Source organism: Sphingobacterium sp. KH_072 (assembly GCF_057837975.1).
Map to the genome: position 1 here is coordinate 1,162,374 of NZ_CM174457.1, position 26,601 is coordinate 1,188,974.

22 protein-coding genes and 3 tRNA genes are annotated in these 26,601 nt (G+C 41.9%); 17 read left to right on the forward strand and 8 right to left on the reverse strand.

What is annotated here, in order from left to right:
- Window positions 1-111: 111 nt before the first annotated feature.
- Window positions 112-1,308, forward strand: coding sequence for a phosphoglycerate kinase (locus tag AC3IRT_RS05485; RefSeq protein ID WP_489395421.1), 1,197 nt, complete (start codon window positions 112-114; stop codon window positions 1,306-1,308).
- A gap of 90 nt (window positions 1,309-1,398) precedes the next feature.
- On the opposite strand, the gene AC3IRT_RS05490 is transcribed toward AC3IRT_RS05485, so the two are convergent.
- Window positions 1,399-4,233 carry a hypothetical protein gene (locus tag AC3IRT_RS05490; RefSeq protein WP_489395422.1) on the reverse strand — a complete coding sequence of 945 codons (2,835 nt, stop codon included), beginning with the start codon at window positions 4,231-4,233 and terminating at the stop codon, window positions 1,399-1,401.
- A 658-nt stretch (window positions 4,234-4,891) separates the two neighbouring features.
- On the opposite strand from AC3IRT_RS05490, the gene mgtE reads away from it, so the two are divergent.
- From mgtE to AC3IRT_RS05510, 4 genes are all read left to right on the forward strand, one after another.
- The gene (mgtE, locus tag AC3IRT_RS05495) at window positions 4,892-6,265 is read left to right on the forward strand and encodes a magnesium transporter (RefSeq protein ID WP_489395423.1); all 1,374 of its coding nucleotides are present in this window, start codon (window positions 4,892-4,894) and stop codon (window positions 6,263-6,265) included.
- 105 nt (window positions 6,266-6,370) lie between these two features.
- Window positions 6,371-6,444 (forward strand) — tRNA-Asn (locus AC3IRT_RS05500).
- 137 nt (window positions 6,445-6,581) lie between these two features.
- Window positions 6,582-6,655: transfer RNA gene (locus tag AC3IRT_RS05505), tRNA-Asn, on the forward strand.
- 69 nt (window positions 6,656-6,724) lie between these two features.
- Entirely contained in the window at window positions 6,725-7,642 is a 918-nt protein-coding gene (locus AC3IRT_RS05510) for a PfkB family carbohydrate kinase (RefSeq protein ID WP_489395424.1), read from the forward strand.
- Window positions 7,643-7,667: 25 nt separating this feature from the next.
- Here AC3IRT_RS05510 and AC3IRT_RS05515 read toward each other — a convergent pair whose 3' ends face one another.
- Window positions 7,668-7,877, reverse strand: a complete 210-nt coding sequence (locus AC3IRT_RS05515; RefSeq protein ID WP_489395425.1) for a cytochrome b5 domain-containing protein — start codon at window positions 7,875-7,877, stop codon at window positions 7,668-7,670.
- A gap of 75 nt (window positions 7,878-7,952) precedes the next feature.
- Between AC3IRT_RS05515 and AC3IRT_RS05520 the strand changes: the two genes are divergently transcribed.
- Both AC3IRT_RS05520 and AC3IRT_RS05525 read left to right on the forward strand, forming a co-directional pair.
- Window positions 7,953-8,231 carry a transposase gene (locus AC3IRT_RS05520; RefSeq protein WP_149914426.1) on the forward strand — a complete coding sequence of 93 codons (279 nt, stop codon included), beginning with the start codon at window positions 7,953-7,955 and terminating at the stop codon, window positions 8,229-8,231.
- Window positions 8,228-9,073 carry an IS3 family transposase gene (locus AC3IRT_RS05525; RefSeq protein WP_149914427.1) on the forward strand — a complete coding sequence of 282 codons (846 nt, stop codon included), beginning with the start codon at window positions 8,228-8,230 and terminating at the stop codon, window positions 9,071-9,073. Before AC3IRT_RS05520 ends, AC3IRT_RS05525 begins: the two co-directional genes overlap by 4 nt.
- Before the next feature lie 196 nt (window positions 9,074-9,269).
- Here AC3IRT_RS05525 and AC3IRT_RS05530 read toward each other — a convergent pair whose 3' ends face one another.
- Both AC3IRT_RS05530 and murB read right to left on the reverse strand, forming a co-directional pair.
- Window positions 9,270-9,773 carry an RNA polymerase sigma factor gene (locus AC3IRT_RS05530; RefSeq protein ID WP_116777136.1) on the reverse strand — a complete coding sequence of 168 codons (504 nt, stop codon included), beginning with the start codon at window positions 9,771-9,773 and terminating at the stop codon, window positions 9,270-9,272.
- A 284-nt stretch (window positions 9,774-10,057) separates the two neighbouring features.
- Window positions 10,058-11,074, reverse strand: a complete 1,017-nt coding sequence (gene murB / locus AC3IRT_RS05535; RefSeq protein ID WP_489395426.1) for a UDP-N-acetylmuramate dehydrogenase — start codon at window positions 11,072-11,074, stop codon at window positions 10,058-10,060.
- 106 nt (window positions 11,075-11,180) lie between these two features.
- On the opposite strand from murB, the gene AC3IRT_RS05540 reads away from it, so the two are divergent.
- Window positions 11,181-11,792, forward strand: a complete 612-nt coding sequence (locus AC3IRT_RS05540) for a TetR/AcrR family transcriptional regulator (RefSeq protein WP_489395427.1) — start codon at window positions 11,181-11,183, stop codon at window positions 11,790-11,792.
- On the opposite strand, the gene AC3IRT_RS05545 is transcribed toward AC3IRT_RS05540, so the two are convergent.
- A complete protein-coding gene (locus tag AC3IRT_RS05545; RefSeq protein WP_489395428.1) occupies window positions 11,778-12,764 on the reverse strand; it encodes a YpdA family putative bacillithiol disulfide reductase in 987 nt (328 codons plus the stop codon). The genes AC3IRT_RS05540 and AC3IRT_RS05545 overlap by 15 nt on opposite strands.
- Window positions 12,757-14,937: an FUSC family protein gene (locus AC3IRT_RS05550; RefSeq protein ID WP_489395429.1), complete on the reverse strand. Its 2,181-nt coding sequence runs from the start codon at window positions 14,935-14,937 to the stop codon at window positions 12,757-12,759. The genes AC3IRT_RS05545 and AC3IRT_RS05550 overlap by 8 nt, the downstream gene beginning before the upstream one ends.
- A 298-nt stretch (window positions 14,938-15,235) precedes the next feature.
- On the opposite strand from AC3IRT_RS05550, the gene AC3IRT_RS05555 reads away from it, so the two are divergent.
- The 8 genes from AC3IRT_RS05555 (at window position 15,236) to AC3IRT_RS05590 (ending at window position 23,671) form a co-directional block, all read left to right on the forward strand.
- A complete protein-coding gene (locus AC3IRT_RS05555) occupies window positions 15,236-17,812 on the forward strand; it encodes a phosphoenolpyruvate carboxylase (RefSeq protein ID WP_489395430.1) in 2,577 nt (858 codons plus the stop codon).
- 74 nt (window positions 17,813-17,886) lie between these two features.
- Entirely contained in the window at window positions 17,887-18,474 is a 588-nt protein-coding gene (locus tag AC3IRT_RS05560) for a hypothetical protein (RefSeq protein ID WP_489395431.1), read from the forward strand.
- Between the two features lie 12 nt (window positions 18,475-18,486).
- Window positions 18,487-19,518, forward strand: coding sequence for a Gfo/Idh/MocA family oxidoreductase (locus AC3IRT_RS05565; RefSeq protein WP_489395432.1), 1,032 nt, complete (start codon window positions 18,487-18,489; stop codon window positions 19,516-19,518).
- A 108-nt stretch (window positions 19,519-19,626) separates the two neighbouring features.
- Entirely contained in the window at window positions 19,627-20,508 is an 882-nt protein-coding gene (locus AC3IRT_RS05570; RefSeq protein ID WP_489395433.1) for a Ppx/GppA phosphatase family protein, read from the forward strand.
- Between the two features lie 51 nt (window positions 20,509-20,559).
- Window positions 20,560-20,643 (forward strand) — tRNA-Leu (locus AC3IRT_RS05575).
- Window positions 20,644-20,886: 243 nt separating this feature from the next.
- A complete protein-coding gene (locus tag AC3IRT_RS05580; RefSeq protein WP_489395434.1) occupies window positions 20,887-21,753 on the forward strand; it encodes a helix-turn-helix domain-containing protein in 867 nt (288 codons plus the stop codon).
- A gap of 75 nt (window positions 21,754-21,828) precedes the next feature.
- On the forward strand, window positions 21,829-22,395 hold the full coding sequence (locus tag AC3IRT_RS05585) for a DapH/DapD/GlmU-related protein (protein WP_489395435.1): 567 nt from the start codon (window positions 21,829-21,831) through the stop codon (window positions 22,393-22,395).
- A 214-nt stretch (window positions 22,396-22,609) separates the two neighbouring features.
- A complete protein-coding gene (locus tag AC3IRT_RS05590; protein ID WP_489395436.1) occupies window positions 22,610-23,671 on the forward strand; it encodes an alpha/beta hydrolase in 1,062 nt (353 codons plus the stop codon).
- A 96-nt stretch (window positions 23,672-23,767) separates the two neighbouring features.
- Here AC3IRT_RS05590 and AC3IRT_RS05595 read toward each other — a convergent pair whose 3' ends face one another.
- Window positions 23,768-24,859 carry an agmatine deiminase family protein gene (locus tag AC3IRT_RS05595; protein WP_489395437.1) on the reverse strand — a complete coding sequence of 364 codons (1,092 nt, stop codon included), beginning with the start codon at window positions 24,857-24,859 and terminating at the stop codon, window positions 23,768-23,770.
- A gap of 60 nt (window positions 24,860-24,919) precedes the next feature.
- Window positions 24,920-25,795 carry a carbon-nitrogen hydrolase gene (locus AC3IRT_RS05600; RefSeq protein WP_489395438.1) on the reverse strand — a complete coding sequence of 292 codons (876 nt, stop codon included), beginning with the start codon at window positions 25,793-25,795 and terminating at the stop codon, window positions 24,920-24,922.
- Window positions 25,796-25,934: 139 nt separating this feature from the next.
- On the opposite strand from AC3IRT_RS05600, the gene AC3IRT_RS05605 reads away from it, so the two are divergent.
- Window positions 25,935-26,570, forward strand: a complete 636-nt coding sequence (locus AC3IRT_RS05605) for a DUF3267 domain-containing protein (protein WP_489395439.1) — start codon at window positions 25,935-25,937, stop codon at window positions 26,568-26,570.
- The last annotated feature ends 31 nt before the right edge of the window (window positions 26,571-26,601 follow it).

Here is a 26,601-nt window from a genome sequence, read left to right on the forward strand (position 1 = left end):
TTTTCTGTAGGTTTTTTTTGTGCCTTTGCTATAGCTTACTTCATAAATTAACATTGCTTTAGCTTTTAAAAGACCTGCTTTTTTGTATATTTAAGCCTTAAAGTTTGAACTATGAAGACTATTGACGATTTAAATTTTTCGGGGAAAAAAGCACTTATTCGTGTAGATTTCAACGTGCCATTGGATAATGATTTCAATATTACTGACGATAATCGTATTCAAGGTGCTGTCCCGACCATACAAAAGATTTTAAAGGATGGCGGATCCGTTATTCTGATGTCTCACCTTGGAAGACCAAAAGAAGGTCCTACAGAAAAATACTCGTTGAAGCATATTGTAAAACATCTTTCTGACGTGCTTGGTGTTGATGTTAAATTTGCTAATGATTGTATTGGTAGTGAGGCTACTGATAAAGCGGCTGCTCTAAAAGCTGGGGAAGTATTGTTATTGGAAAACCTTCGTTTCTACAAAGAAGAAGAAAAAGGTGACCAAGAATTTGCAAAAAAACTGGCGGCATTAGGTGACGTTTATGTGAATGATGCATTCGGAACGGCACATCGTGCACATGCTTCCACATCAGTGATCGCAGAAAACTTCCCTAACAACAAGGTAGTTGGTTACTTAATGGCCAAAGAAGTGGAGAATGCAGAAAAAGTGATGAACAATCCAACCAGACCATTCACCGCTATTATGGGTGGCGCGAAGGTATCTGATAAGTTAGAGCTGATCGAAGCGCTATTGGATAAGGTGGATAATCTTATCATCGGTGGTGGTATGGCTTACACTTTTGTGAAAGCACGTGGTGGCGAAATCGGCCAATCCTTGGTAGAATTGGATAAGTTAGATTTAGCGAATGCTTTGGTTAAGAAAGCCGAAGAGAAAAACGTGAATCTAGTCTTGCCAACGGATGCGCAGATCGCGGATCGTTTCGCGAATGATGCAGAAGTTTACAATGGCGCCAATGATGCTATTCCTGCAGATAAACAAGGTTTGGATATCGGTTCGGAATCTGGTGAACATTTTGCAGAAGTAATTAGTGCTTCTAACACCCTATTGTGGAATGGCCCGATGGGCGTATTCGAAATGGAAACCTTTGAAAAAGGTACGCGCGTAGTCGCTGATGCCGTAGTAAAAGCAACAGAAAGAGGTGCATTTTCACTGATTGGTGGTGGTGATTCTGCGGCGGCGGTTTCCAAATTTGGTATGACAGAGCATGTAAGTTATGTTAGTACAGGCGGTGGTGCTTTGTTGGAATACATGGAAGGTAAAACACTTCCTGGTGTAAAAGCGATCTCCGAAGGAGAATAAGAAAAATAATTATTGTACTACAAAAATAGCTTCATCCGATTTTTCGGATGAAGCTATTTCCTTTACAGGCTTTGTGGTATTTGCCCCAAATTAGTACGTATAACTCAGGTTAAATACCGGCACAACGCGTTGCGATGCCCGATTATCATTGATATAAATGCCTTGTATACCCATATTAACATCCGGCAGCACGTAGCGTAAGAAATTGACATCAGCAGAGATGCCGAGGCCAAATGTTTTAGGTGCTATTCCAGAATTCTGTATATTTTGATAATCAGAAAATAGTCGTGCTTGAATGCGTTTTACATACGCTAACGGCCCGACAGTCCAATCTGGATACGCAATTGGCAATCGGTATGAAAGCAACAAGGTATTGTCTACACGAGGTGATGGGAAATATCCAAAACCGCTGACCACCGGGATATCGTTGTTGAATAAGTATGTGCCCGTCTTGTGTTGAAAGCTTATGCGTACCTGCAAACCATGATTTAGCATCACACCTGGTAGGAAGAAGCCTGTCCTCAAGGAGAGAATGTTTCCCGATAGCGCCTCATTCGTGAATGGTAAATGACGATAAGTCATGCTAAAGTTTTGTCCCCATCTCGGTTGCAAATCCATCACACTTCGACGCATATTACGATTAAAATAAGCTTGATAATTCAATGGAAAAGCAATTTCATCATTAAAGTTGTTGAGGCGCATATTTACATCGTAGCGCATCAAGTACGAGGTGCCCAAATTCACCCCATAGTTGTAGATAATCTGCTGACGGTAGATAGAGAAAGGAATCTGCATATTCGCAGAATAAACATGTTCTCTCCAATCAAACTGAGTAAAGGTGCCATCATTCACGCGCGCCTGCCCAATTTGCCCTCTGTTCTCGTAGCGCAACGAGAATTTTGGATAATATTTAGCGTATGTAAAGTCGGCACTATAGATGCTTTTACGAATGTCGGTATCATACTCGTAACCCAGCATGATTTGTGATGTGTTCAAAAGATCATTTGCTAACCAAAATATGCCCGGTCGAAAATTATCTAAGCTTTCAAAATTATTGCTGCTTATCGATAAGCTGTGGAAGTTGAGCAAGCTAGAAATTGTATTGTATGGCTTAGTAAGTGATGTGTCTGTCGCTATTTTTTGGGTGGATGTTAATTCCAATTGATATTGCCCCGTGTCACGTCGATCGTATAGCACGTGTTTGATAGAAGAGGCTGTAACCTCTTCTAAATCCATGATCGGCAATTGCACAATCCGATGTCCATCTGGCGTATACTCATTGAATAGCATCGAGTTAGTAGATGCGAGAGCAGGATTAAAAGCGCCGTATACGGCATTAGTAAGCTGATGAATGGATTTATTCTTACGATCCCAACGATATAAGTTATCTATGGAATTATAGTGCGCTTTGTAAACAATATCGTCGCCAGCATATATTGGACGTTCTAAAGTCTGTTGTCCCCAAGGCAAAATTTGGCTGTACTGTCTATTAGCAATTTCAAATTCGAATAAGCTTGTGCCTTGGCCAGAAACCGCTATACAGACTATTTTTTGTCCATCCGTATGGAATTGAGGTTGTTGAATATGTATTCCTTCAGGGAGCGAAAATGTGCTAATAATCGCTTCTGAACCAATATCGTATAATAATAAACTACTACAGCCTGCGGGATCAACGCGTACAGTAGCCAATATTTCATTATTTGGAGATAGAGCAGGAGTATATACAAAATCGGGAAGCTGGAGGGTTCTTTTGTGCCCTGTTTTCCAATTCATCACGTGAATGACTTGAAAAGTGTTCTTTCCATAACGCGCATTTTTGCGGACTTCGTCCCACACGATCAGGTGTTTGTTGACGTGAAAATAGGGCATCAACTGCTGCCCTGTATAGGCGATATGCTTTGCTTTTCCTTCGGAAATGCTAACGATTTGGGCTACTTTTTGTGGTCCTTGGAAAAGGCTGAATAGCTTCCCATCGTCGTATTGTGGAAGCAGATAGTTTTGCGGGTAGCGACTCGATGGCGTTGTTATTGGATTCATTAAGGTCTTTCCCATGGCTTCACTTTTCCAAATATTTCCCATAGAATCCATAGCATTTTGATACAGCATTCGGCTATTGAAAGTCTCTGAATTTCGGTGCAAGGCTTTGTAAAAGTTAAATGGGCGGAAGAGTTTTCCGCGCATTTCTTCTAGTATATCTGTTCGAATATCATAACCAAATTGGTTCGTCAAATGGATATTCATCAGGTATCCTGTGAGGTAGAATGAAGGAGTGATATCCTTAAATGAACCTAAGATGTTTTTGTCAAAAGTATACGATCGACCGCTCAACTCGTTAGCACGAAGTGGCATAAACCAAGAGGGCATTCGTCCGCGTCCGCCCGTAGAAAATTGTGTTTCGGTGGCAACTGCATCACCTTCAAAATACCATGCCGGTAAGTGAATGCCAAACATGGCAAAAGCCAATTGTTCAAAAAATGGCGCTTTCAGTCGTCCTGTCAATTTGTCCATTTGTGCTACATGTCGCAGCTCGTGTTGCGCAAGATTTGGTAACCATTCTACGTTGCTTGCCACGCCACTAGGTAATGGGTAGAACTCCGTTTTCCGCGGCCCCATTTGTACAAATCCGTTTTGAAGAATATGATTCGCATGTAGAATCACTGGTATTTTTCTTGGGTTACTATTTAAATCTGCGTTCGCAAAATGTCGCATGCTGTCCAGGTGATGCGCGAGGAGTGAAGCTTGCCGACGGTAACCCTGCGGAAATATAACCCGATGATGCGGCAGATTAAACTGTTCCCATTTGATACGTGGATCCACCTGATCATTGTCAATAATCTGTGCAAAAACAATACGTGAATTAAAAGTTGATATTATTGCTGTTAAAACGCTGATAAATAATAATTTGAATCTATTTTTGAAGCTCATTTAAAGGTAAAACTAAATTTTTTAGTATAAATAGGTTATTTTATATATATTGATTAGTTATTTGATACACGTATTTATCTTATATATAGTATTTTATGAGTTTTATTTATTTCGATTAATTACTGCTAAAATTGTGGCAAAGTTGTTGATTGTGCACATTTTACGATTTGGTATGATCATAAGATAAAGCTAAACTATTTTGCGATATATTCCTCATCGTAGCTTAATATTTGTGAAATGATATTAGTAGATTTTTGCAGCGGGTACGATTTCCGCGGTCGTGCTTTTTGTTCAGGATCATGTTGTCCAAACTTTTGAGTTGCGAAATGTCAATCTGCTTATGGCAATCATTTGGACTACCAAATCGCCCTGTCAACATCCGAACGTATTTGCATCAGGCGATGTATCGATTTTCCTTTTCTAGAGCGGAGATTTGAAGTATTTGGAAGTTGAAATTTATGCTGACATTATGTCTTTATGTGGATAGCTTTATAGAACTTTTGGGTTTATCTGCTGTTCTTTTTTTTGGGGATTGCGTCGAGCCAAATACGCTTGTATGGTCCTAAAATTTAATTAGCGATTCCCAGCAAAATACCCGACTTTTGCAAGCAAATTATCAGAACAATACCAATGTAGGGTTTAATAACAGGAGGGCATTATGGAAGAACTAGACATGCAGGTAGAGCGCATCGAGCTGCTCATCAAACAAGGTGATATGCTCTCGTTGGAGGATTATTTAAACGACTTAAATATATCCGATGTCGAGGAGATTATTGATGAACTCCCAGAACATGGTCCTTTGTTTTTAGAAACCTTAAGTATTAAAAGGGCCATCAACGTTTTTCGGATTCTTGACTTTCCTACGCAGGAGCGTATAATCAAGAAGCTCTCTGCTCCGAAAGTGCGGGAGTTGATTAACGAAATGCCGCCGGATGACCGGACATCCTTCTTGAGTGAATTGAAAGGAGATGCGGTCAAGCGGATTATTATCCTGCTCTCACCCGAAGAGCGTAAAGAAGCCTTATCACTTTTAGGATATCCTGAAGATAGCGTCGGCCGTTTGATGACGCCAGATTATATCACCGTCAAATCTCATTGGTCGATACCGCGTGTACTCGATCATATTCGACGCTATGGTAAAGCTTCTGAAACGATCGATGTATTGTATGTTATCGATGGGGAAGGTAAGCTGGTGGATGATATTCGAATCAAAGACGTATTGCTTGCTGATCCAGAAAACAGTGTGGAAGATCTAATCGATAATCGACTGATTAAATTATACGCAGACGATCCGCAAGAAGAGGCGGTCACGATATTTCGTATGAACAATCGCGTGGCACTTCCGGTGGTGGATGATCAAGATATCATGTTGGGTATTGTGACGATTGATGATATCCTTTGGGTGGCAAACGAAGAGTATACCGAAGATATGCAACGTTTTGGTGGTACAGAGGCATTGGATGAGCCTTATATGGATGTTTCTATCTTTCAGTTGGTCAGTAAACGTGCAGGCTGGCTAGTTGTCCTGTTTGTTGGGCAATTGTTCACTGCTTCGGTTATCGAACATTACGAAGCACGATTAACGGTCGCTCTTTTGGCCTTGGTGCCACTCATTATGTCTAGTGGAGGAAATAGTGGTTCGCAAGCATCGACCTTGATTATACAGGCGATGGCTTTAGGAGAGGTCACGATCGGCGATTGGTGGCGTGTTATGAAACGGGAAATTTTATCCGGTCTTGCCTTGGGAATTATTCTTGGTGTTTTAGGGTTTGTGCGAATCGGTGCTTGGCAGGCTTTTACTTCTTCCTATGGCGATCACTGGCAATTGCTGGCTGGCGCTGTTTCTCTTTCTTTGGTCTGTATTGTGTTGTGGGGTTCGTTGATTGGTTCTATGTTGCCGTTTATTTTACGTCGCCTAGGGGCAGACCCTGCGAGTTCATCCGCGCCATTCGTATCTACCTTGGTAGACGTTTCTGGCCTATTTATCTACTTTACTTTCATTTCGCTCATCTTGAAAGATGTCGGTGCTTAATTATTCTGGTTGGTACTGAATAACTTGTGATTTTTTGAGTAGGAATATTTTGATAAGTCCCCAAATCTTCCGAATATTGTGTCACCGAAAGCAAACGGGGCATATTCCTGAATAGCTCAGTTGGTTAGAGCATCTGACTGTTAATCAGAGGGTCGCTGGTTCGAGCCCAGCTTCAGGAGCACAAAAAAATAAGGCTGTTTTTACGAAGACAGCCTTATTTTTTTTACAATATTTTTTTAAAATAGCATTTGGAAGTGTAATTCTCAATTACTACTTTTGTACCGCTTTAGAGGGGTAACGCTTTAGAGAAGGACATTCCTGAATAGCTCAGTTGGTTAGAGCATCTGACTGTTAATCAGAGGGTCGCTGGTTCGAGCCCAGCTTCAGGAGCACTCGTTAAATGCCGGCAATTAATTGTCGGCATTTTTTTTTTGATGCATTTTTAAAAACGGTATAGACATGAGTTTAGTAATCGTTGGCTCGGTCGCATTTGATGCGATTGAGACGCCTTTTGGTAAGACGGATAAGGTTGTGGGTGGAGCAGCTACATTTGCAGGCTTAGCGGCCTCCTATTTGTATGATGAGGTAAAGCTTATTGGTACAGTTGGTGGCGATTTTGGAAAAGATAATCTCAATATCTTACGTGCAAAAGGAATAGATATTGAAGGTATCGAAATCGTCGACGATCAAAAAACATTTTTTTGGTCTGGGAAGTATCATGTTGATATGAATAGCCGGGATACATTAACAACAGAACTTAATGTGCTAGCTGATTTTGATCCAAAGATTCCGACTTCGTATCAAGGCTGCGAATATCTCTTGCTGGGCAATTTGATGCCTAAAGTACAAATAGCTGTCTTAGATCGCCTCACAACAGCCCCAAAACTGGTCGTGATGGATACCATGAACTATTGGATGGATGTGGCACTAGAAGACTTAAAAACTGTTCTTAAACGAGTTGATGTTTTGGCGATTAACGATGGTGAAGCGCGTCAGTTATCTGGTGAATATTCGTTGGTAAAGGCAGCAGAAAAGATTTTGCAAATGGGACCTTCTTACTTAATTATCAAAAAAGGAGAGCACGGCGCTTTGTTATTCGGCGAGGGTCAGGTTTTTTCGGCTCCAGCATTGCCTTTAGCAGATGTTTTTGATCCGACAGGAGCAGGTGACTCTTTTGCCGGCGGATTTGTAGGTTATTTAGCGAAGGTGCAATCAGTCAATTTCCACAATATGAAGAATGCGATCATTTATGGATCTGCGCTGGCTTCATTTTGCGTCGAGCAGTTTGGTACGGAGAAATTACAACAATTGAATAAAGAGGAGATTGCGCGTAGAATTGAAAAATTTGTTGCGCTAGCCAAATTTGAAATAAAATAGGGAGTAAGTCCCTTACTCCCTATTTCTATATAGTTAGAATCCCTACCGCGGGAAATCTTTCAAACACTTTGTTGGAATGCGGTGCGTCTTTGAGTTCATCGGTCAGATCTTGTCCAGCCCAATGCTCATAATGTTTGCCGTTTTTCCAGAGCCTGCTGCTCGATACATCATAAATAACTCCTTGATAGGCTACCCAAATCTCCTGTCGGTCTTGCCCATTGCGGCGAGCCAACATGCTTTTACTGAATGAGGGTTATGATACTTCCCAAATACTGGACAACTGCATAAATGTTTAAATTAGCAGTTTGAAATGAAACAATCACGAAGAAAGTTTAGTGCAAGCTTCAAGGCTAAAGTAGCTATCGAAGCGATTAAGGAACGGGAAACCATTCACGAGTTGGCCTCCAAATACGAAGTTCAGGCGAGCCAGATCAATACTTGGAAGCGGGAATTTCTAGATAATGCAGAAGCTGCGTTTACGTCCGAGAAGCCCTCCTGGAAAGATGACTCCAAGGAGAAAGAATTATACTCCAAGATCGGAGAGCTACAGATACAGGTTGATTTCCTAAAAAAAGTCTTGGGCAAATGAGCACATCAGAGAAACGTGGGCTTATTTGCCCTTCCTACAGGAATATGAGTGTGCACCAGCAATGCAAGGTGATTGGATTGCCACATAGTAGTTATTATTTCAAGCCCAAAGGGGAATCTATCTTCAACCAGCAATTGATGAAGGCTATAGACCGCAAGTTTCTGGATTGTCCTTTTTACGGCGTAGAGCGTATGCGAGTCCACCTGCGTAAGGACCTGGGACATTTGGTAAGCTCCAAACGGGTGCGCAGGCTGTATAAGCTCATGAACCTAAAGACGATATATCCCAAGAAGAACCTGAGCTGGGCGAACAAAGCCGATTATAAGTTTCCATATCTACTGAGGAATCTCGAGATAGAACGAATAAATCAGGTTTGGCAGGCTGACATCACCTATATCCCCATGTTCCGGGGTTTTATGTACATGTTTGCCATCATCGACGTTTACAGCCGCAAGATCATGGGCTGGGGAGTTTCTAATACGATGAATGCCGAGTGGTGCAGAGATATCATGCTTGATACGATTGCAGCGCATGGAAAGCCAGAAATATTTAACACGGATCAGGGTTCCCAGTTTACTTCCAGTATCTTTGTTAAAGCACTACAGGATGCTGAAGTTCAGATCTCGATGGATGGCAAAGGCCGTGCACTGGACAATGTATATATCGAAAGATTCTGGGGCTCACTCAAAAGAGAGAAAATCTATCTAAATCCACCCAATGGAGGGATGGATCTTTATCAGAAAGTGAAAGAATATATACAATTCTATAACACGGTGCGACGTCATGATTCCATTAACAATGAGACTCCAGATAGTCTCTATGCTGCAAAAAAGGCCTCGTAAAAGGCTGGTGCAATAAATTGAGCCGGTGATAAATGAAATATTTCCCTCTTTTTCAAACACCCTCGATCCCTTTGGGGAGGGGATTTGAAAAAGGAAAAATATCAGCAAGTGCAGTCAAAAATTGAAGATTATATATTAAGTTTGAAAATAGTTGTCCAACTAAATGGGAGTATCACAGGTAGGCTGTCTGTCATTTTTAACTGTATGCATTTAAGCTTTTCTTCATGGTCTTGCGCGCCACATGAATACGGGTTTTCACCGTCCCGATCGGAATAGCCAAATGTACTGCAATTTCATGGTATTTATAACCTTCGTAGTACATTGTGAAAGGTATATAGTATTCTTCACTCAATTTTCCTAAGGCACTATTGATGTCTTCCATCATAAATTTATTTTCGCCTTTATTGTGCGTAGCAGACACCACTAAATTAGCATTGCTAATTTCTTCCTCTTTAGTGATGAAAGAGTTTGTTTTAACGACACGTCTATAATTGTTAATAAACGTATTTTTCATGATGGTATACAACCAACCTTTTAAATTGGTGCCTTCACGGAAGTTTTTGAAATAAGTAACGGCCTTCAATAACGTGTCCTGAACTAAATCGTTAGCATCGTCACCGTCTTTCGTGAAGTTTCTCGCGTAAGATTTTAGCGAATCCGAATGTTGTATTACGAGTGTATTAAATTCTAACTTGTTCATACTACTGGTTATTTATGTGTTTATTAATGTGTGACTCTAAACGACTAACCTTAGCGATGTGTGAATGTCATAGCATTCGAAATGTATCGCTAGCGCAGTGAAGCGCACGGCTACTAGGGTAAAAACAAATACCGTGCAAAAATGAATAGTAAAAAGTTTTATGAGTAGAAATTGGGTACGATCAGGTGTTAATATCCGGTGACAAAGTATTTATTTTGCGGCTTAACACGCGATATAGGACTTATTTAGTCTGTAAAAATTATTTTATCAAAAAAAATAATTAATTATAGAATATTGACTTCGCGTTCTAGGGAAATAGCAAACTTTGCTGCTACATCTTGTACAATACGTTCAGAGACGTCGTAAATTTCGGAACCTGTGGCTTCGCCAGCATTCGTAAGTACGAGCGCCTGCTTTGGCCATACCAGCACTTGGTCGATTTGTTTACCTTTCCAGCCGCATTGTTCGATAAGCCAGCCGGCTGCGATCTTATATTCCTGATTTGGCAAGTTAAAATAAACAGCATTTGGAAACTTTTTCATAAGTGCATCAAATGCGGATGCTGAAATGATCGGGTTTTTGAAAAAACTGCCGGCATTTCCAATCATGCTTGGATCTGGAAGTTTTTCTACACGAATGTGCGATACGACCTCTGCAATATCGCGTATCGTCGGGTTGGTGATGGAGCGCTGCTCTAATTCACTTTGTATCGCGCCGTAAGATGTATTCTGTGCCGCATTGAGATACAACTTATAAGTCACCGAGGTAATGATATACCTTTTTTTATACGCTGTCTTGAAGATGCTGTCGCGATAAGAGAAGCCACAAGCCTCTCGGTCGAAAGTGACATATTCACCGGTCGTCGTATCAAATGCTCTGCAAGAATAAAATACGTCCATCAATTCTGCGCCATAAGCACCAATATTCTGAACGGGCGATGCGCCTACGGATCCAGGAATCAATGCCATATTTTCCAATCCTGGAAATTGGTGGTCGATGCAATACCAAACCAAATCATTCCACACTTCACCACCAGCAGCAGTGACGTATACATAGTTCCCTTCGATGAAGTGCTGTTTACCTATAATCGCCATGTGCACAATCAGTCCGTCATAATTTTTGGTAAACAAAACATTGCTACCACCACCCAATACAAAAAATGGCGCTACAAAAGCATTCTGCTGGTATAATGTGACAAGATCTGTCTCTTTGGTAATCTTCGCATAACGATCGGCAAATGCCGAAATCCGGAAGGTGTTGATCTGACCCAGCGCCGCGTTCTCCAAAATCTGTATGCCCATATTTGACTAATTGTACGGAAAAATCAAAGAAAAGATTTATCTTTAATAATATCTGGGTAAAGATACCCATTGTGATACTTATAAGCTAGAAAAACTACGAAAGACTATGAAGAGCGCTGATGCAAAACGCGTTAAAATTATTGAATCCGCATTGCGCAGATTTTCTCATTTTGGCATGGCAAAAACCACTATGGCAGAGATTGCGAAAGATTTAGCGTTTTCTAAAGCATTACTCTACTACTATTTTCCAGATAAGAATAATCTTTATGCCGCGGTATGGAATCATTTGCTGGATGAACTGCTGGATCGGGGAGATGCCATTATTGCTCGCGGAGGAAAAGTAGCGACGGTGACTAATGCGTTGTTGGAAGAGCGCATGCATTTCCTAAATGACTATTATAATGTTTTTGCAGATGCGTACTCGTTTCGGTTCGATATACCGGCCGATATTCAAGATTTGATCCCCAAAATATTCGAGAAAGAGCTGCAGCAATTCGTACGATTACTACAAGTAGGAGTGGCCAATGAAGAAATTGAAATGGAAGATGAAGTAGAAACGGCACGGATATTCCTCGTATCTATCTTAGGAATGCGTATGGGATTGCTCAAGGATTTCAAAGCCATATTCACACCGCCTATAAAAGAAGAGGTGTTACAAATGCTTAACATGCAAAAGCGCTTGGCTAAAATTTTTATTGATGGCTTAAGAAAGAGCTAATTTTCGGAGAATATCTTGAATAATAAGGTCGGCATGCACACGGGAGTTTTCAATAAACCACAAATGCGTATTCAGTCCACCGCAAACCACGCCTGCTAAATACAATCCAGCTACATTCGTTTCCATTGTCGCATCATTATGCTGAGGAATCCGTGTGTCATCATCGGGTACTTGTATGCCAATATGTTTCAAAAATGTGAAATTTGGCCGATATCCAGTTAGTGCCAATACAAAGTCATTTTCTATTTCGATCTCCTCCTTGGGCGTGCGGATTTTTACAGCATGCTCCGAAATTTCTGACAAACAGCTTTCAAAATATACTTGAATTTCGCCAGCAGCCAAGCGATTGTCGATGTCTGGTCGTACCCAATATTTTACACGCGGGCTAATCTCGCTACGCCGAATTACTAAGGTGACGTTTGCACCTTTACGATAGGTTTCCAAAGCGGCGTCGATCGAGGAATTGCTGGCGCCAATGACCACCACATTCTGCTTGGCATAATAGTGCGGATCATCATAATAATGACGCACCTTTGGCAAATCCTCTCCCGGAATGCTCATCTGCATTGGGATATCATAGAAGCCTGTGGCCACTACAATATGGCGAGCGCTATAGGTAGATCGCGAAGTGGTAATGGTGAATAATCCGGTATCCTGATCTTTGTCCACATCAAGCACATTTTCAAATAAACGGGTATTCAGATCAAAATTGCTGTCGATTCGTCGGTAATATTCTAATGCCTCTGCTCGTTTGGGTTTCGGATTTGTCGTCACAAAAGGTATTCCACCAACCTCTAATTTCTCAGCCGAAGAAAAGAAAGTCATATTCACCGGGTAATTGTACAAGGAATTAACGAGGCAACCTTTTTCTAAGATAATGTGCGAAAGATTATTCGCCTTGGCCGCGATGCCGCAGGCCAATCCAATCGGCCCGCCGCCGATAATCAATACGTCGTGCACGTCATTATGCATGTGTTACCTCCATTTCTTTGTCGTACTTCATGGCATCTCTCTTGATGGCATCATCCGTTGCCGATGGCAAATCGTTCGATATTTTCAATAAGAACTGTAGCTGTTCGGTGATTAGTTTGGAGTCTTCATGATTCTCATCTTCATCCAAAGATCCTTGGAAATTCGTTGTCCAATCTACTGGTGCTTCATATTCATCAAATCGCTGAATAAGACGATAGAGATTAAAGGCTGTCCTTTTCAACAAATCATACTGATTGTTTGAAATATGCAGATTGCTTGATTTATCAATCTCGGTAAACAGCGACGCGGAATAAGAAAAAAAGATGTGATTTAGAACCACAAACCGGTTGACATCCTTGGTATTCTTTTGCCGCCATTTGGGTTCGGTGAGCATTCGTTGAAAGGTGGATCCCATGTTTGCTGACGCAATATAAAGTTCTTTACGCGCTAATTTGTACTCCGTAATGTTGATGGGCTCATCCCGAAACATTTTGGCGACCTGCTCTAGATACACAAAGTTAGCTACTAGCAATTTGTAAACTGTTTCCTTGATCTTCGTGCTTTCCCAGTTCGGAAATATGATGTAACTGGAAAGGAAAGCCACCATACCACCAATAAACGTATCGAATATGCGCTCTTTGGCCATCTCAAAAGTATTCACGCCAGTGAAACTAATCATAATGAGCACATAGGGCGTTAGGAAAACCACAAACAGAATATAGTTGATCCGAAATAAGCTATATGCAATTAGAAAGAACAGGATTAATAAGATAAAGAGCACGACTTGATTGTGAATGGTAATCAAAATGAGCGCACCGACGATTCCGCCTATTACGGTGCCCATCAAGCGTTGCACATTGCGTTCTTTGGTGAGACCAAAACCAGGTTTTAGAATTACCAGCACCGTCAACAGCACCCAGAAGCTACCTTTATCACTAAAATTAAAGAAATGCATGCCAAAGTAGCTCACCGTCATGACGATGGCCATGCGCACCGCATGTCTAAAGATCGAAGAATCTTTAGACAAATTGCTTTTAAAGCTTTTCCAGTCGATGTGTGATGTCTGGATAAACTTGCTCGCCTCATCGATTTCTTCTTTTATGATAGAGGAGGCGTTGACTTGGCTATAATTATACATATTGTTTATCAGCGCCACCATCTTTCGGATATTTACGATCACCTTTTTTAATGGAATCGTATTCCGATCATAGTTTTTATCTATCTGCTCAACCTTAAAGCGTAAGTGCTCAATATCTTTTGTGAAATCGTGCATTGGTCGAGGCATCTGATTAGCATTGAGCTGATACGCGAAATGATCCAACTCGTGCGTGAGTTTGACGACAACATAACGGAAGTGATGCAGCACACCTGTATCGTTGAACATTTTGCGGATAGCGTCATAATCATAGTACGTCGTCATGGTCTGCTCATACAGATCAACGATATCATTAAATACCAAGATAAGCAAGCGGCCTAACTTTGTTGTATCCTTCACAGAGCGTTTGCTCCGAAAAAGCAATTCCCGAACATTTTCTTGGTGCTGATGCACTTCGATCTGTTTCTCTATAATTTTCAGGTAATTCTGATTATGATCCGTTTTTACGTTGTAAAAATTAGCGCGCAAACGCAGAAATTCAGCTACGTGGCGAATGGATTCTGCCAATTCCTGTTGCGCCAGCCGATAGGGCTGTATTTGATTGAAGGAAAAGCTCACAATCATATACCATACGGCACCGATGATAAAAAAGAGGATAAATTGAAGTTCTTCCTTCAAGGTATATTCACCTTCAATGTGGATGAGCATCATCAAAATACCCATGGCACCAACCGTCGCAGCCCGCGCATTGAATACGCCAAACATGGAATACGAAAAGGAAATGATGGCGAGCACTACGCCCATCAATATAAAAGAATTATTGACCGAGATCGTTACCAAAAATGTAAACAGGCATACGCCAAGACAGGCCAACATGCCTGTACGACGATGATGCGGTGGGCCAGGTGTGTCTGATAAGCCAATCAATAGCGCGCCTAAAGAAATAAGTGTGCCAACAAAAAGTTGATCCAACAGCGCGCACACCAAGACAGGAATGATGCTTCCTATGGTGATACGCAGCCCTTCAGCGAAATATTGTCCGTAAAAAAAACTTTTTATTTCTTTGGATTGTTTCATTTCTGTATTCGGTTACAAAGATAACCATAATGAGTTGTACAAAACATCTTTATGAGCAATAAATTGCTGTTCGTCTACGCACGATTCAGCAGGGGAATACTTCCCTTTTTCTATTGATTTTTATTCAGCAACGTGCTTATCGTTTGTAGCAGAACTGATAAGTTTACGTCTTTATTTTTATTTTAATCGTAAATAATATGTTTATCGAATACGTTATTAGCAATTAAAATTGGTTGTCAATAACAAAATGTTATATTTGAAGATAGTGTAAATAGGACAATTAGTAATAACAGTATACATGAAATCATTACAGAAACAAGCTATATTCGAAAATGAAGTGCTTGTGCGCTTTGATTTGTTTAAAAGTCTCTTTTTGACTTTGCCATTTCAGCGTGTTAAGCATACCGGTACAATCCTGCCTTTTTTTGCCACACATTGTCAAAAAGGAGTGGAAGACAAATTGCCGCCAGAAGATATCATCGATAGCTTTTTCGGGCAATATGAACAATATGTACAGGAGGATGATCGCATTGATTTTTTGTTCAGAATTGTGCAATACATCGAGCGCCAAGTCGTGCTTTTTGATGCAGTAGAAGATTCTTCTTTCAAAGCATTAGGCAAAACTGATGATACCGAAGGTTTGGATGCCCTCTTTAAATCCGTGCAGAATAATCCAGAACTGAAAAAGCAAATCGCTAAAAAGCTTAAAGATTTTTCAGTCCGTTTGGTATTGACGGCGCATCCAACCCAGTTCTATCCGGGGCCGGTATTAGGCATTATCAATGATCTGATCGAATCGCTGAAGGCAGATGATATTCAGAATATACATTTGTTGTTGCAGCAATTGGGTAAAACGCCTTTTTTAAATAAAGAGAAACCGACGCCGGTGGATGAAGCGGCTAGTTTAGCTTGGTATTTGGAAAATGTATTTTACAAGGTAGCTTCCGAAATTCATCTTCGCGTGGATGCGGAATTGGACGACACGGCAAAGAGTGGTAAGCAATTGGTCGAATTGGGCTTCTGGCCCGGTGGCGATCGGGATGGAAATCCTAATGTGACCTGGGAAAGCACACGTAAAGTAGCCTCTTTGTTACGCACGATCTTGTTCCGTTGTTATTACCGAGATTTTCGCGTGGTAAGACGCAGAATTACCTTCCAAGGTGTACAAGAACCATTACAAAAATTACAGGATATCTTCTACGAAAATAGCTTCAATCCGAAGGAGGATGCCGTAGATCTTACGGATGAAATTTTGGCTAATTTGCATGCGGCACGTAAGGTGATTGTAGAGCAGCACGGTAGTTTATTCGTCGAGTTGGTAGATGATTTGATCCACAAAGTCAATACGTTTGGTTGTTACTTCACGACATTAGATATGCGTCAGGATAGTTCTATTTTGCGCGAAACATTTAATCACTTGATCGCAAAGTATCCGAAAGAAACGGGTGTTTCGGGAACTGAATACCAAGAATCGGCAGAAGCGAAACAAGCAGCCATTAACTTCACCGAAGCCAAATTGGATCTGGAAGAATCTCCGGATTCCTTAATCGAGGATACCGTAAACGTGATCCGTTTGGTAAAAGATATTCAGCGTTCGGGTAGCGAGCGTGCTGCACAGCGATTTATCATCAGTAACTGCCAGAAAGCGGCTGATATATTAGGCTTAGTGCAATTATTCTTGTGGCAAGGCTGGACGAAAGACGAATTGCACATGGATTTTGTGCCGCTTTTTGAGACGGTCGATGATTTGAAGCATGCCGCTGAAGTGATGCAGACATTGTATACACATCCTTGGTATGCCGAACATTTGCGCTCGCGCGGAAACAAACAAACCATCATGTTGGGATTCTCCGACAGTACCAAAGATGGCGGATACCTAATGGCTAATTGGTCGATTTACAAAGCGAAAATCGAACTGACCGCGATGGCAAGAGAGCATGAAGTCGATTTAGTATTCTTCGACGGACGTGGTGGGCCGCCAGCACGTGGTGGTGGTAAAACACAACGATTCTATGCGAGCATGGGTCGTGAAATTGAGAACAAGCATATTCAACTTACCATTCAAGGGCAAACGATTAGTAGTCAATATGGCTCACTAGATACCGCGCGCTATAATATCGAACAATTGATGCATGCCGGAATTATTTCCGAACTGAAACAAAGGGAAGGCGACACATTGACCGATCAGCAAAAGCGCGTAATCGATCAATTGGCACATGAAAGTCATCAGAAATTTCTAAATCTTCGCCACGATCCTTTGTTCCTGAAATATCTGGAAGTACTTAGTCCGTTGAAGATGTTGTCTTCCATCAATATTAGTAGTCGCCCGGTGAAACGTAATTCAGACCGTGAACTGCGTTTAGAAGATCTTCGCGCTATCAGTTTTGTGACTTCTTGGAGTCAGTTGAAACAGAATATTCCTGGGTTTTACGGTGTGGGTACCGCTTTGAAATGGGCAGAAGACAACAACCTGTGGTCCGTTGTACAAAACCTGTACGCTACCTCGGGCATGTTTAGCACCATCATCGACAATTGTATGATGTCTATGACAAAATCAAATTTTGATATCACCTCTTACGTGCAGCACGATAAGACCTTCGGTGAGTTTTGGAAAGGTTTATACGAAGAGTATAGTCGCACCAAAGAGTACGTGCTCAAGCTCACTGGATCAAAGCATTTGATGGAAAACTATCCGGTAGAACGTTTGTCTATCTTGGAGCGAGAGAAAATCATTTTGCCATTGCTAACGATTCAACATTATGCGATTCGCGTGCTGAATGAAGGTAAGATCAGCGATGAAAAGAAAGCTGTGTATGAAAAATTGATTGCACGGACGGTATATGGTGTTGTTAACGCAGGTCGAAATTTAGCTTAGAACGAATTTCAATTGCTCGCTTTGTGGGGTAATAAGGGATATTTTGTTATTTTTGTTATCAAAATCGAATCATAATGAAGATAAATACAATTTTAGCCGTTGGGGCGTGTGCAGGCATCTTATTTACGACTTCTTGCCAGCCTTCTATGAAAGAGCGGCAATTGAAGTATACCCATACTACACAGGTTGATGGTGATGGTTATCTGGCACTTCAAACCATTGGAGCAAAAGTGCCTTACGAAACAGATTACGCAACCTATGTGGAGAACAACAGTTCTGTAGGCGAAAATCGGGCACTTGCTGCGAAAGTGAGAGCTACGTTGGGTGATATGATGGTAGATTTGGATACATTAGCAACACGTTACAATGTGAATTTCCCGATTCGTGGAGCGAAACAATTCCAAGCGGAATACGAAAATCATGCGGTAGTTGCGGTCACAGATTCTACTGTAGCTAGCGCTCCAGTAACGCATGCCGATCTATCGGATGAGCACTATGCACACCATGTACAGCATGAAGTGGCGTTGATTAAAGAGCACTTCAGCCGTCTGAGTAGAAATACAAACAAAGATTTGAGAGATTACGCTGCTTCGAAATTAGAAGCTCTGAGCACCTTGTACAAGGATGCAGGTGGAAAAGAAGAAGCTGGCGGCCACCACTAATTTATAGTTTATTTGAATAAGCAAGGCAAAATAACAACAGGTCTTTTGGCGTATGGAATGTCCGGTAAGGTATTCCATGCGCCTTTTTTATGCGATAATGATTTGTTTGATCTCCATGCGGTGGTCGAGCGAACGAAGAAGAACGCGCATATCGATTATCCGGGTATCACTAGCTATGATTCTGTCGATGAGCTTTTGCTAGATCCGCTGATCGAACTCGTGATTGTCAATACGCCCAACGATACGCACTTCGAATTTGCAAAGCGCGCCATCGAATATGGTAAGCATGTGCTGATAGAAAAGCCATTTGCACCCACCTTGGAGGAAGCAAATGAGCTATTTGCATTGGGTGAAAAATACCGCAAGCACGTATTCGCCTACCACAATAGGCGATTTGATTCTGACTTTCTATCGCTAAAGTATGTGTTGGAGAAGAATTTTGTTGGTCAACCCATAGAATTGCATCTTCGTTTCGATCGTTACAAAACAGCAATTGGTCCAAAGGTTTTCAAAGAAAGCAAACGGCCTGGTGCTGGTGTGCTCTACGATTTGGGTTCGCACTTATTGGATCAAGTGCTTTCTCTGTTTGGCAAGCCAAAATCGATGACGAAGATTGCGGGTGCTTATCGCGCTGGCTCTGAGGTAGACGATTACGGTACGATTATCCTGAGCTACGTAGATGGACTGAATGTGTTTATCACTACCAGTTTGTTAGTGGCCGATCCGCAAGCCGCTTTTGTGCTGCATGGTACGCAAGGTTCTTTTGTGAAGCAACGTAGCGATGTGCAAGAGGCGCAGCTGCTCGCAGGCATCAAGCCAGCCGATCCGATTTATGGATTAGAAGCAACTGATGTCGACGGCTTGCTTACCATTAACAAAGGTGATGGTGAATTGGAAAAATTGATCGTGCCATCGGAGAAAGGACGTTATGAAGAGGTTTTCAAACATGTGTACAATAGTATTCGTCATGGGGCTCCTTATTATGTGACTCCAGATCAAATTCGTTGGCAATTAGAAATTCTAGCTCCTGCAAAAAGAAAATAAGGTTAATTAATGATTTGTTAACAATTAAATAACCTTGATTCTGTAACATTGCGTCAAGCAAATTGCAGACTTCTGCTAGAGGTTGTACACTATTATTCTATTCGTTATATGAGATACGCTGCCATCGATATTGGATCTAATGCCGTGAGGTTATTAATTGCCGATATCATTGTCAAAGATCAAGAGATCTCCTTTAATAAAAACACTTTGTTGCGCGTACCACTACGACTCGGGGATGATGCTTTTATTCAGCATTATATTTCTGAGCCGAAGTTTGAGAGTATGGTCAAGACAATGCGTTCTTTCAAAGATCTGATGGATGTATATAAAGTAACGGATTATATGGCTTGTGCTACTTCTGCCATGCGCGACGCCGCGAATGGTGCAGATGTCGTCAAAGCTTGTAAGGAAGTTGGGGTAGATATCGATATTATCGATGGGAAAGTGGAAGCACTGATCATCTATAACAGCTATCTGGGTGCAAAACTGGATAAGAACCGGGTTTACCTTTTCGTCGACGTCGGCGGTGGTAGTACGGAGATTTCTTTATTTGCCAATGGTCGTTTGATCGATTCGAGATCGTTTAATCTGGGTACGATCCGTATCATCGATAATCAAGATAGATCAGAGACTTGGGAAGAGATGAAGTTGTGGTTGCGCGAATTGACTAAGTCACATAAAGTGATCTATGGCATCGGTACCGGAGGTAATATCAATAAACTGGCACGTCTTTCCAGCGATAAGCCAGATCAGCCCATTTCTTATGCAAAATTGAAGGCGATGTACTTGTACTTAAGTTCGTACTCGCTCAAAGATCGTATTAATGTATTGGGATTGAAAAACGATCGTGCAGATGTGATCATTCCAGCAGCAGAGATCTTTCTGACGGTGATGAAATTCGGTCGCTTAAAAAATATTGTGGCTCCACGCGTTGGCCTTGCAGATGGCATTATCCAAACATTGATCGATAGAAACAAGGAAAAATTGTAAGTTATTCCTGTTGCAAGTATCGGAAAAACCGCTATTTTTGTAACACTTCGAACCCGGGTGGCGAAATTGGTAGACGCGCCAGCTTGAGGGGCTGGTGCTGGCAACGGCGTGGCAGTTCGAATCTGCTCTCGGGTACTAAGCCAAACATAAATTGGTTAAAAAACCACACTTTGAACAATCAAAGTGTGGTTTTTTTGTAAAATCATATTCGAGAAGCATTAGTGCTTTTTGCGACGTTCTGCCTGCTTCTGGGTAGTGGCAAAAAAGCAGTAGGGTAGAGCGTTGGGCTGTATCATTCCGACCCACTTAAAGAATGTGGCTTGAGTTACTGAGTACGGCTCAACTAAATAATGGATTTGAATTTCTTAACTTTGTGTTATGGTTGCGAAAATCGAACGTCCGATATCAGAGTTCAATAGTGAACTCAAGTTGAAAGGCTTTAACGTGTGGCAATTGGAGGCCGACAGCCAGGCGACTCGAATCTATAATCGTAAAGACTTCTATAAAATATGCCTGACCACCGGCAAAAGCACTGTTCATTATGCAGACAGAAGTTTTGAGCATGAGGGGACGATCTTATTTTTCGGTAATCCACATATTCCCTATTCTTGGGAAACGCTTTCCACCACCTATGTGGGCTATACCGTGCTTTTTTCCGAAGACTTTTTTAATGCGTTGGGGCGTAGCGAGAGCTTGCAGCATTCCCCTTTGTTTAAGATTGGCGGTACACCGGTCATCAAGATTGATGAAGATAAGAGGGGCGACCTGAACGCTATCTTTCTTAAGATGATCGAGGAGCAAAAGAGTGAATATGCTTACAAAGATGACCTAATTGGGAACTACATCAACCTAATTATACATGAAGCATTAAAGATCCAACCAGCTACGGAGTTTGATCAGTACAAAAATGCAGCAAGCCGTTTGACGGCTGTATTTTTTGAGTTGTTGGAAAGGCAATTTCCTGTGGAAACGACGGATAGGCCGCTGAAGCTCCGAATGGCACAGGATTATGCTGTCGCGCTGAATGTACATGCCAATTATTTAAATCGTGCCGTGAAAGAAGTGACGGGAAAGCCTACGACGGCGCACATTTCCGAACGGATCATTACCGAAGCTAAAGCGCTCCTATTGCATACCGATTGGAACATTTCGGAAATTGCTTACGCGCTTGGGTTTGAGTACCCAACCTATTTTAATAATTTCTTTAAAAAAGCCACGGGAAGCAATCCAACATCCTTTCGGTAGAGATTGGTTTGAATTTCTTAATTATCGGTTTGATAAGCTTTATCTACAGGAGCGGCAAGTGCCGAACTTTGTGGTATGAAAGATATCTTCCAAAGGTTACAAGAAGGTGAACTTGTCCCATTAAGTGACCCTGCATTTCATCGGGTGGACGAAGTTGTTCATCGTACACTCGCGCTTTCTGTCGGTCTGAATGCATCTACCAGTATTGTGGAGAGCAGACAAAAGCTCAGTGAGATTGTTGGTTATCCGCTACACGACAGTACCACTGTGTTTACACCATTTCATACAAACTTTGGTCGATCTATTACGATTGGTAAGCACGTTTTTATCAATCATGCCTGTTCCTTTTTGGATATGGGCGGAATTACGCTGGAGGATCACGTGCTCATTGGTCCCAGAGTAAACCTGGTGACCGAAAACCATCCTCTCTCGGCCACAGAAAGGCGCGGTATCGTATGTGCTCCGATTTTGATTAAACGGAATGCATGGATCGGCGCTGGCGCAACGGTGCTACCAGGTGTAACCATTGGTGAAAACTCGGTTGTGGCGGCAGGAGCCGTGGTGGCTAAAGACGTTCCCAATAATGTTATCGTGGGTGGCGTTCCTGCAAAAATCCTCAAAACAATAGACGATGAAAAATAAAAACAGATTTCTAACAATAACTTTACTCGTGGTGATAACGTATATCGCCATCATAGCATGTAACAATCAAAATCAAAAAGAAATGAAGCAAGATAAGTGCATCGGCCACCAAGGCCATGACACATATTGCGATTACCAATTTTAAAGAAGACGTTCAGGTTACGTGGTTGCAACCCGTAACTGATGAAGAATTTGATCAAGTAAATAATTTAAAATGAAAACACTAATAAGCATCACCGCTGCGACCTTACTATCTTTTGGTCACTTAACAGCGCAGACAAAACAATCTTCAAAAAACACGACTAAAATGAATACAACAGAACAAGCAGATCAGTATACTTTTACGTTGAGCGATCAGGTTACTCGACAAAAAATCAGTTTCAAAAATCGTTATGGCATCACATTAAGTGGTGATTTATATCTACCCAAAAATGCAGGAAGCGCTAAGTTGGCGGCGTTGGCCATTAGTGGGCCTTTTGGAGCAGTGAAACAGCAATCTTCCGGTCTATATGCCAATGAGATGGCAGCAAGAGGTTTTGCGGTCGTGGCATTCGATCCGTCTTACACGGGTGAAAGCGGTGGTGAACCGAGAAATTTGGCTTCGCCGGAAATCAACACAGAAGATTTTAGTGCTGCGGTGGATTACCTCGGATCACAGTCTTTTGTAGACCGAGATAAAATCGGAATTATAGGCATTTGTGGTTTTGGTGGAATGGGGCTAAATGCGGTGGCCGTCGATAAGCGTATAAAGGCTGTGGCAACCACGAGCATGTATGATATGACCAGAGTCATGTCGAAAGGTTATAATGACTCCATGACGCTCGAGCAACGTACGAAAATGCTAGAAGACTTGGGTGCACAACGCTGGAAGGATGCTGCAAATGGTGAGCCGGCTGATGGTCCGCGCAATCTACCGGAGCAATTGCAGGGCGATGAGCCACAGTTTGTAGTGGATTATTTTGACTACTACCGTACTCCTCGAGGATTTCATCCGGGATCACTCAATTCAAATGGTGCGTGGCTTGTGACCAACCCAATCTCGTTTATGAATATGCCGTTGCTATCGTATGTCAAAGAAATCTCACCACGACCAATCCTCATCATAGCGGGTGCAAATGCACATTCTCGCTATTTCAGTGAAGATATTTACCAGATGGCAGCAGAGCCAAAAGAGCTTGTTATTATTCCTGATGCGGTACACGTAGATTTGTACGATAAGGTGGGCGTAATTCCTTTTGAAAAACTGGATTCCTTTTTTAAGGAAAACCTCCAATAAGTGCTCGCTAATTGCCAGATCGGTACGTTTTGTAGTGAAAAAGGAGATCAAACCGCGGTTTGATCTCCTTTTTTTGTTCTATACTGTTTACTGAATTTACCGTGCAGCGTTTGCAGTAGGTTCTTGTTGGCTCAAGCAGTGAAAACTGCCCAATCCCCAGATTAGATCAACAGAATCTACACCAATTACCTCTCGATCTGGAAAGTAACGACCGATAATTTCAAGCGCTTTCGCATCGTTCTCATCTTGGAAAGTCGGCACTACCACGACCTTATTACCAATATAAAAATTGGCGTAAGATGCTGGAAGTCGTTGATCGTCGTAAACCACTGGTTTTGGCATCGGCAACTCCACAATATTTAATGATCTGCCATCAGGCAGACGCATCGCGCGCAGCGCTTGCAGATTTTCTTGCAAAATAGCGTAGTTCTCATCGCTCGGATTTTGCTCTACGACTGTAAGCACCGTATCCTCGTTTACAAAACGGGTGATATCATCAATATGTCCATCCGTATCATCACCGACAATACCATCTCCCAACCATAAAACCTGTTTTTGGCCATAAAACTCTAACAAATAACGTTCGATTTGCTCTTTAGTCAGGTGCGGGTTGCGGTTTTCATTCAGCAAACAGGCTGTAGTCGTTAGCACGGTACCTGCGCCATTAAATTCTACAGAACCACCTTCCATCACAATAGATGGCGTAAATAAACGATGACCAAAACGATTGGCAATCCGCGTAGGAATCACATCGTCTAGATCGTAAGGTGGATATTTGCCACCCCAAGCATTATACCCCCAATCCACCACTGCTTTCTCACCCGTTTCACGGTTGATGACAAATGCCGGGCCGTGGTCGCGACACCAAGCATCATTGGTGGCATGATAAAAGAACTCAATTTCTTCGGTAGCAACACCAGCTGCTTCCAAATGTTGTAAGGCAAAGTGATGCATATCTTCGTTTTCGACATTGATACGCACTTTTTGATGAGAAGATACCGCTTTTATGAATGCACAATAGGGCGCATAAATCAAATCGATCTTTCCAGGCCAAGAAGCTTCTTTGTGTGGCCAACTAAGCCAAAGTGCATCTTGCGGTTCCCACTCTGCCGGGAACGTAAATCCTAAATCTTTTGGTGTCGTTAAAAAATCCTGTTGCCAGTTCAAGTCAGCACCTTGTTTTATCATTCTGATATCTATTGCTGGAAAGCACTCCGCACTTTCCGGTAAAAAATCTTATTAAAACTCTTAGTCCTCGTCGATGAAGCGTTTTGTGATTTGGCTATATGAGTCAATGCGGCGATCACGTAAAAATGGCCAGTGTTTACGGAAGTAATCCGTTTCCTGAAGATTCACTTCTACTACTTCTACCTCTTCTTGATCGTGTGATGCTAAGTAGAGTAGACGACCTTGTGCATTGGTTACAAAGCTACCGCCCCAAAATTTCATCGCGCCATCTTGCTCGTATCCTACGCGATTCACAGATATTACCGGTACGCCATTCGCCACGGCATGCGAGCGCTGAATGGTTTGCCAAGCATCATATTGGTCTTTGTTGGTTTCGTCGTCTTGATCCGTTGCCCAACCAATAGCTGTCGGGTAGAATAACATTTCTGCACCCATAAGTGCGGTAATGCGTGATGCTTCTGGATACCACTGGTCCCAACAGATCAAAATTCCGATCTTGCCGAATTTGGTAGGGAAAATTTTATAACCTAAGTCGCCCGGTGTGAAATAGAATTTTTCGTAAAATGCCGGATCGTCTGGAATATGCATTTTACGATACTTGCCTAAGTACGATCCATCTGCATCTAATACCGCGGTGGTATTATGATATAATCCTTGTGCGCGCTTCTCAAAAAGCGAAGCGATAATGACAACGCCCAATTCGGCTGCTACGGCTGCTAGAGCGTCGGTGGATGGACCAGGAATAGCTTCTGCCAAGTCGAAATTATCGTAATCTTCGATGTCACAAAAATACAAGGACGTAAATAGTTCCTGAAGACATACGATTTGCGCGCCTTTGGCTGCTGCTTCGCGTACTTTAGTAATTGCTTTATCTAAGTTCTCTTGCTTGTCGCGTACGCACGACATCTGGACGACGCCAACTTTTACTTTACTCATAGTTTCTTCTCTGCTTTTCCAGATGCAAAGATATCTATTTTATACACGGTGTATGTGGGACGTTGGTAAAATTATCGACAGAATGAACGACATTTAATTGGCCGGAGGCCACTGATCTGCTACTCGGTATAGCATAATTATGTATCTTGGTGAAAATTTTGCCGCGATCCCTGCGATACGGTTCTATATCAAATCATTCAGCGTGCTACCACACCACAAAGAAGAACACATAATTGATGTACAAGCAGCCAGTCGTCTGGGTTGCTCTATGATGGTTCCTGTAATGTTAGGCTTTTTTTTTCCCTATTTTTTACTTTGGAAAGAATCACTCTCCACCGCTTTTTTTATAGATGGTTATTTGGATGTGATGGCTCCGTGGCTATATCCTATTGTAGCGATATTGATTATTTTGTTAGGCATTGTTTTGCATGAACTATTACATGGTTTGCCTTGGTCATTTTTTGCAAAGAAAGGTTGGTTGTCCATTCGCTTCGGCATACTTCGACCCCATTACGTGCCTTACTGTCATTGTGAGGAGCCATTGCGGCTTCGCCATTACATTATTGGGGCACTTACTCCTTTGGTTGTTCTAGGATTCGCGCCTGTAGTGTACGCTTGGGTTACAGGCAATTGGCTTTTTCTGTTGTTCGGGACTTTTTTTACCGTATCCGCCATTGGAGATATCATGATTGTTTATACGATGCGAAAGTTGAAGGCTAATACCTTGATTCTGGATCATCCCTCCGAGGCAGGATATTTTATTTACACTCCATAGCTGATACTCTTTGTGTTATGATTTAGTTTTT

Coding starts and splice junctions, on each gene's coding strand:
- AC3IRT_RS05580 (WP_489395434.1), top strand. CDS start 20,887: ATGGTTGCGAAAATCGAACGTCCGATATCAGAGTTCAATAGTGAACTC.
- murB (WP_489395426.1), bottom strand. CDS start 11,074: ATGGGCATACAGATTTTGGAGAACGCGGCGCTGGGTCAGATCAACACC.
- AC3IRT_RS05490 (WP_489395422.1), bottom strand. CDS start 4,233: ATGAGCTTCAAAAATAGATTCAAATTATTATTTATCAGCGTTTTAACA.
- mgtE (WP_489395423.1), top strand. CDS start 4,892: ATGGAAGAACTAGACATGCAGGTAGAGCGCATCGAGCTGCTCATCAAA.
- AC3IRT_RS05540 (WP_489395427.1), top strand. CDS start 11,181: ATGAAGAGCGCTGATGCAAAACGCGTTAAAATTATTGAATCCGCATTG.
- AC3IRT_RS05550 (WP_489395429.1), bottom strand. CDS start 14,937: ATGAAACAATCCAAAGAAATAAAAAGTTTTTTTTACGGACAATATTTC.
- AC3IRT_RS05525 (WP_149914427.1), top strand. CDS start 8,228: ATGAGCACATCAGAGAAACGTGGGCTTATTTGCCCTTCCTACAGGAAT.
- AC3IRT_RS05555 (WP_489395430.1), top strand. CDS start 15,236: ATGAAATCATTACAGAAACAAGCTATATTCGAAAATGAAGTGCTTGTG.
- AC3IRT_RS05530 (WP_116777136.1), bottom strand. CDS start 9,773: ATGAACAAGTTAGAATTTAATACACTCGTAATACAACATTCGGATTCG.
- AC3IRT_RS05570 (WP_489395433.1), top strand. CDS start 19,627: ATGAGATACGCTGCCATCGATATTGGATCTAATGCCGTGAGGTTATTA.
- AC3IRT_RS05510 (WP_489395424.1), top strand. CDS start 6,725: ATGAGTTTAGTAATCGTTGGCTCGGTCGCATTTGATGCGATTGAGACG.
- AC3IRT_RS05590 (WP_489395436.1), top strand. CDS start 22,610: ATGAAAACACTAATAAGCATCACCGCTGCGACCTTACTATCTTTTGGT.
- AC3IRT_RS05605 (WP_489395439.1), top strand. CDS start 25,935: ATGTATCTTGGTGAAAATTTTGCCGCGATCCCTGCGATACGGTTCTAT.
- AC3IRT_RS05560 (WP_489395431.1), top strand. CDS start 17,887: ATGAAGATAAATACAATTTTAGCCGTTGGGGCGTGTGCAGGCATCTTA.
- AC3IRT_RS05585 (WP_489395435.1), top strand. CDS start 21,829: ATGAAAGATATCTTCCAAAGGTTACAAGAAGGTGAACTTGTCCCATTA.
- AC3IRT_RS05520 (WP_149914426.1), top strand. CDS start 7,953: ATGAAACAATCACGAAGAAAGTTTAGTGCAAGCTTCAAGGCTAAAGTA.
- AC3IRT_RS05485 (WP_489395421.1), top strand. CDS start 112: ATGAAGACTATTGACGATTTAAATTTTTCGGGGAAAAAAGCACTTATT.
- AC3IRT_RS05515 (WP_489395425.1), bottom strand. CDS start 7,877: ATGTTGGCTCGCCGCAATGGGCAAGACCGACAGGAGATTTGGGTAGCC.
- AC3IRT_RS05595 (WP_489395437.1), bottom strand. CDS start 24,859: ATGATAAAACAAGGTGCTGACTTGAACTGGCAACAGGATTTTTTAACG.
- AC3IRT_RS05600 (WP_489395438.1), bottom strand. CDS start 25,795: ATGAGTAAAGTAAAAGTTGGCGTCGTCCAGATGTCGTGCGTACGCGAC.
- AC3IRT_RS05545 (WP_489395428.1), bottom strand. CDS start 12,764: ATGCATAATGACGTGCACGACGTATTGATTATCGGCGGCGGGCCGATT.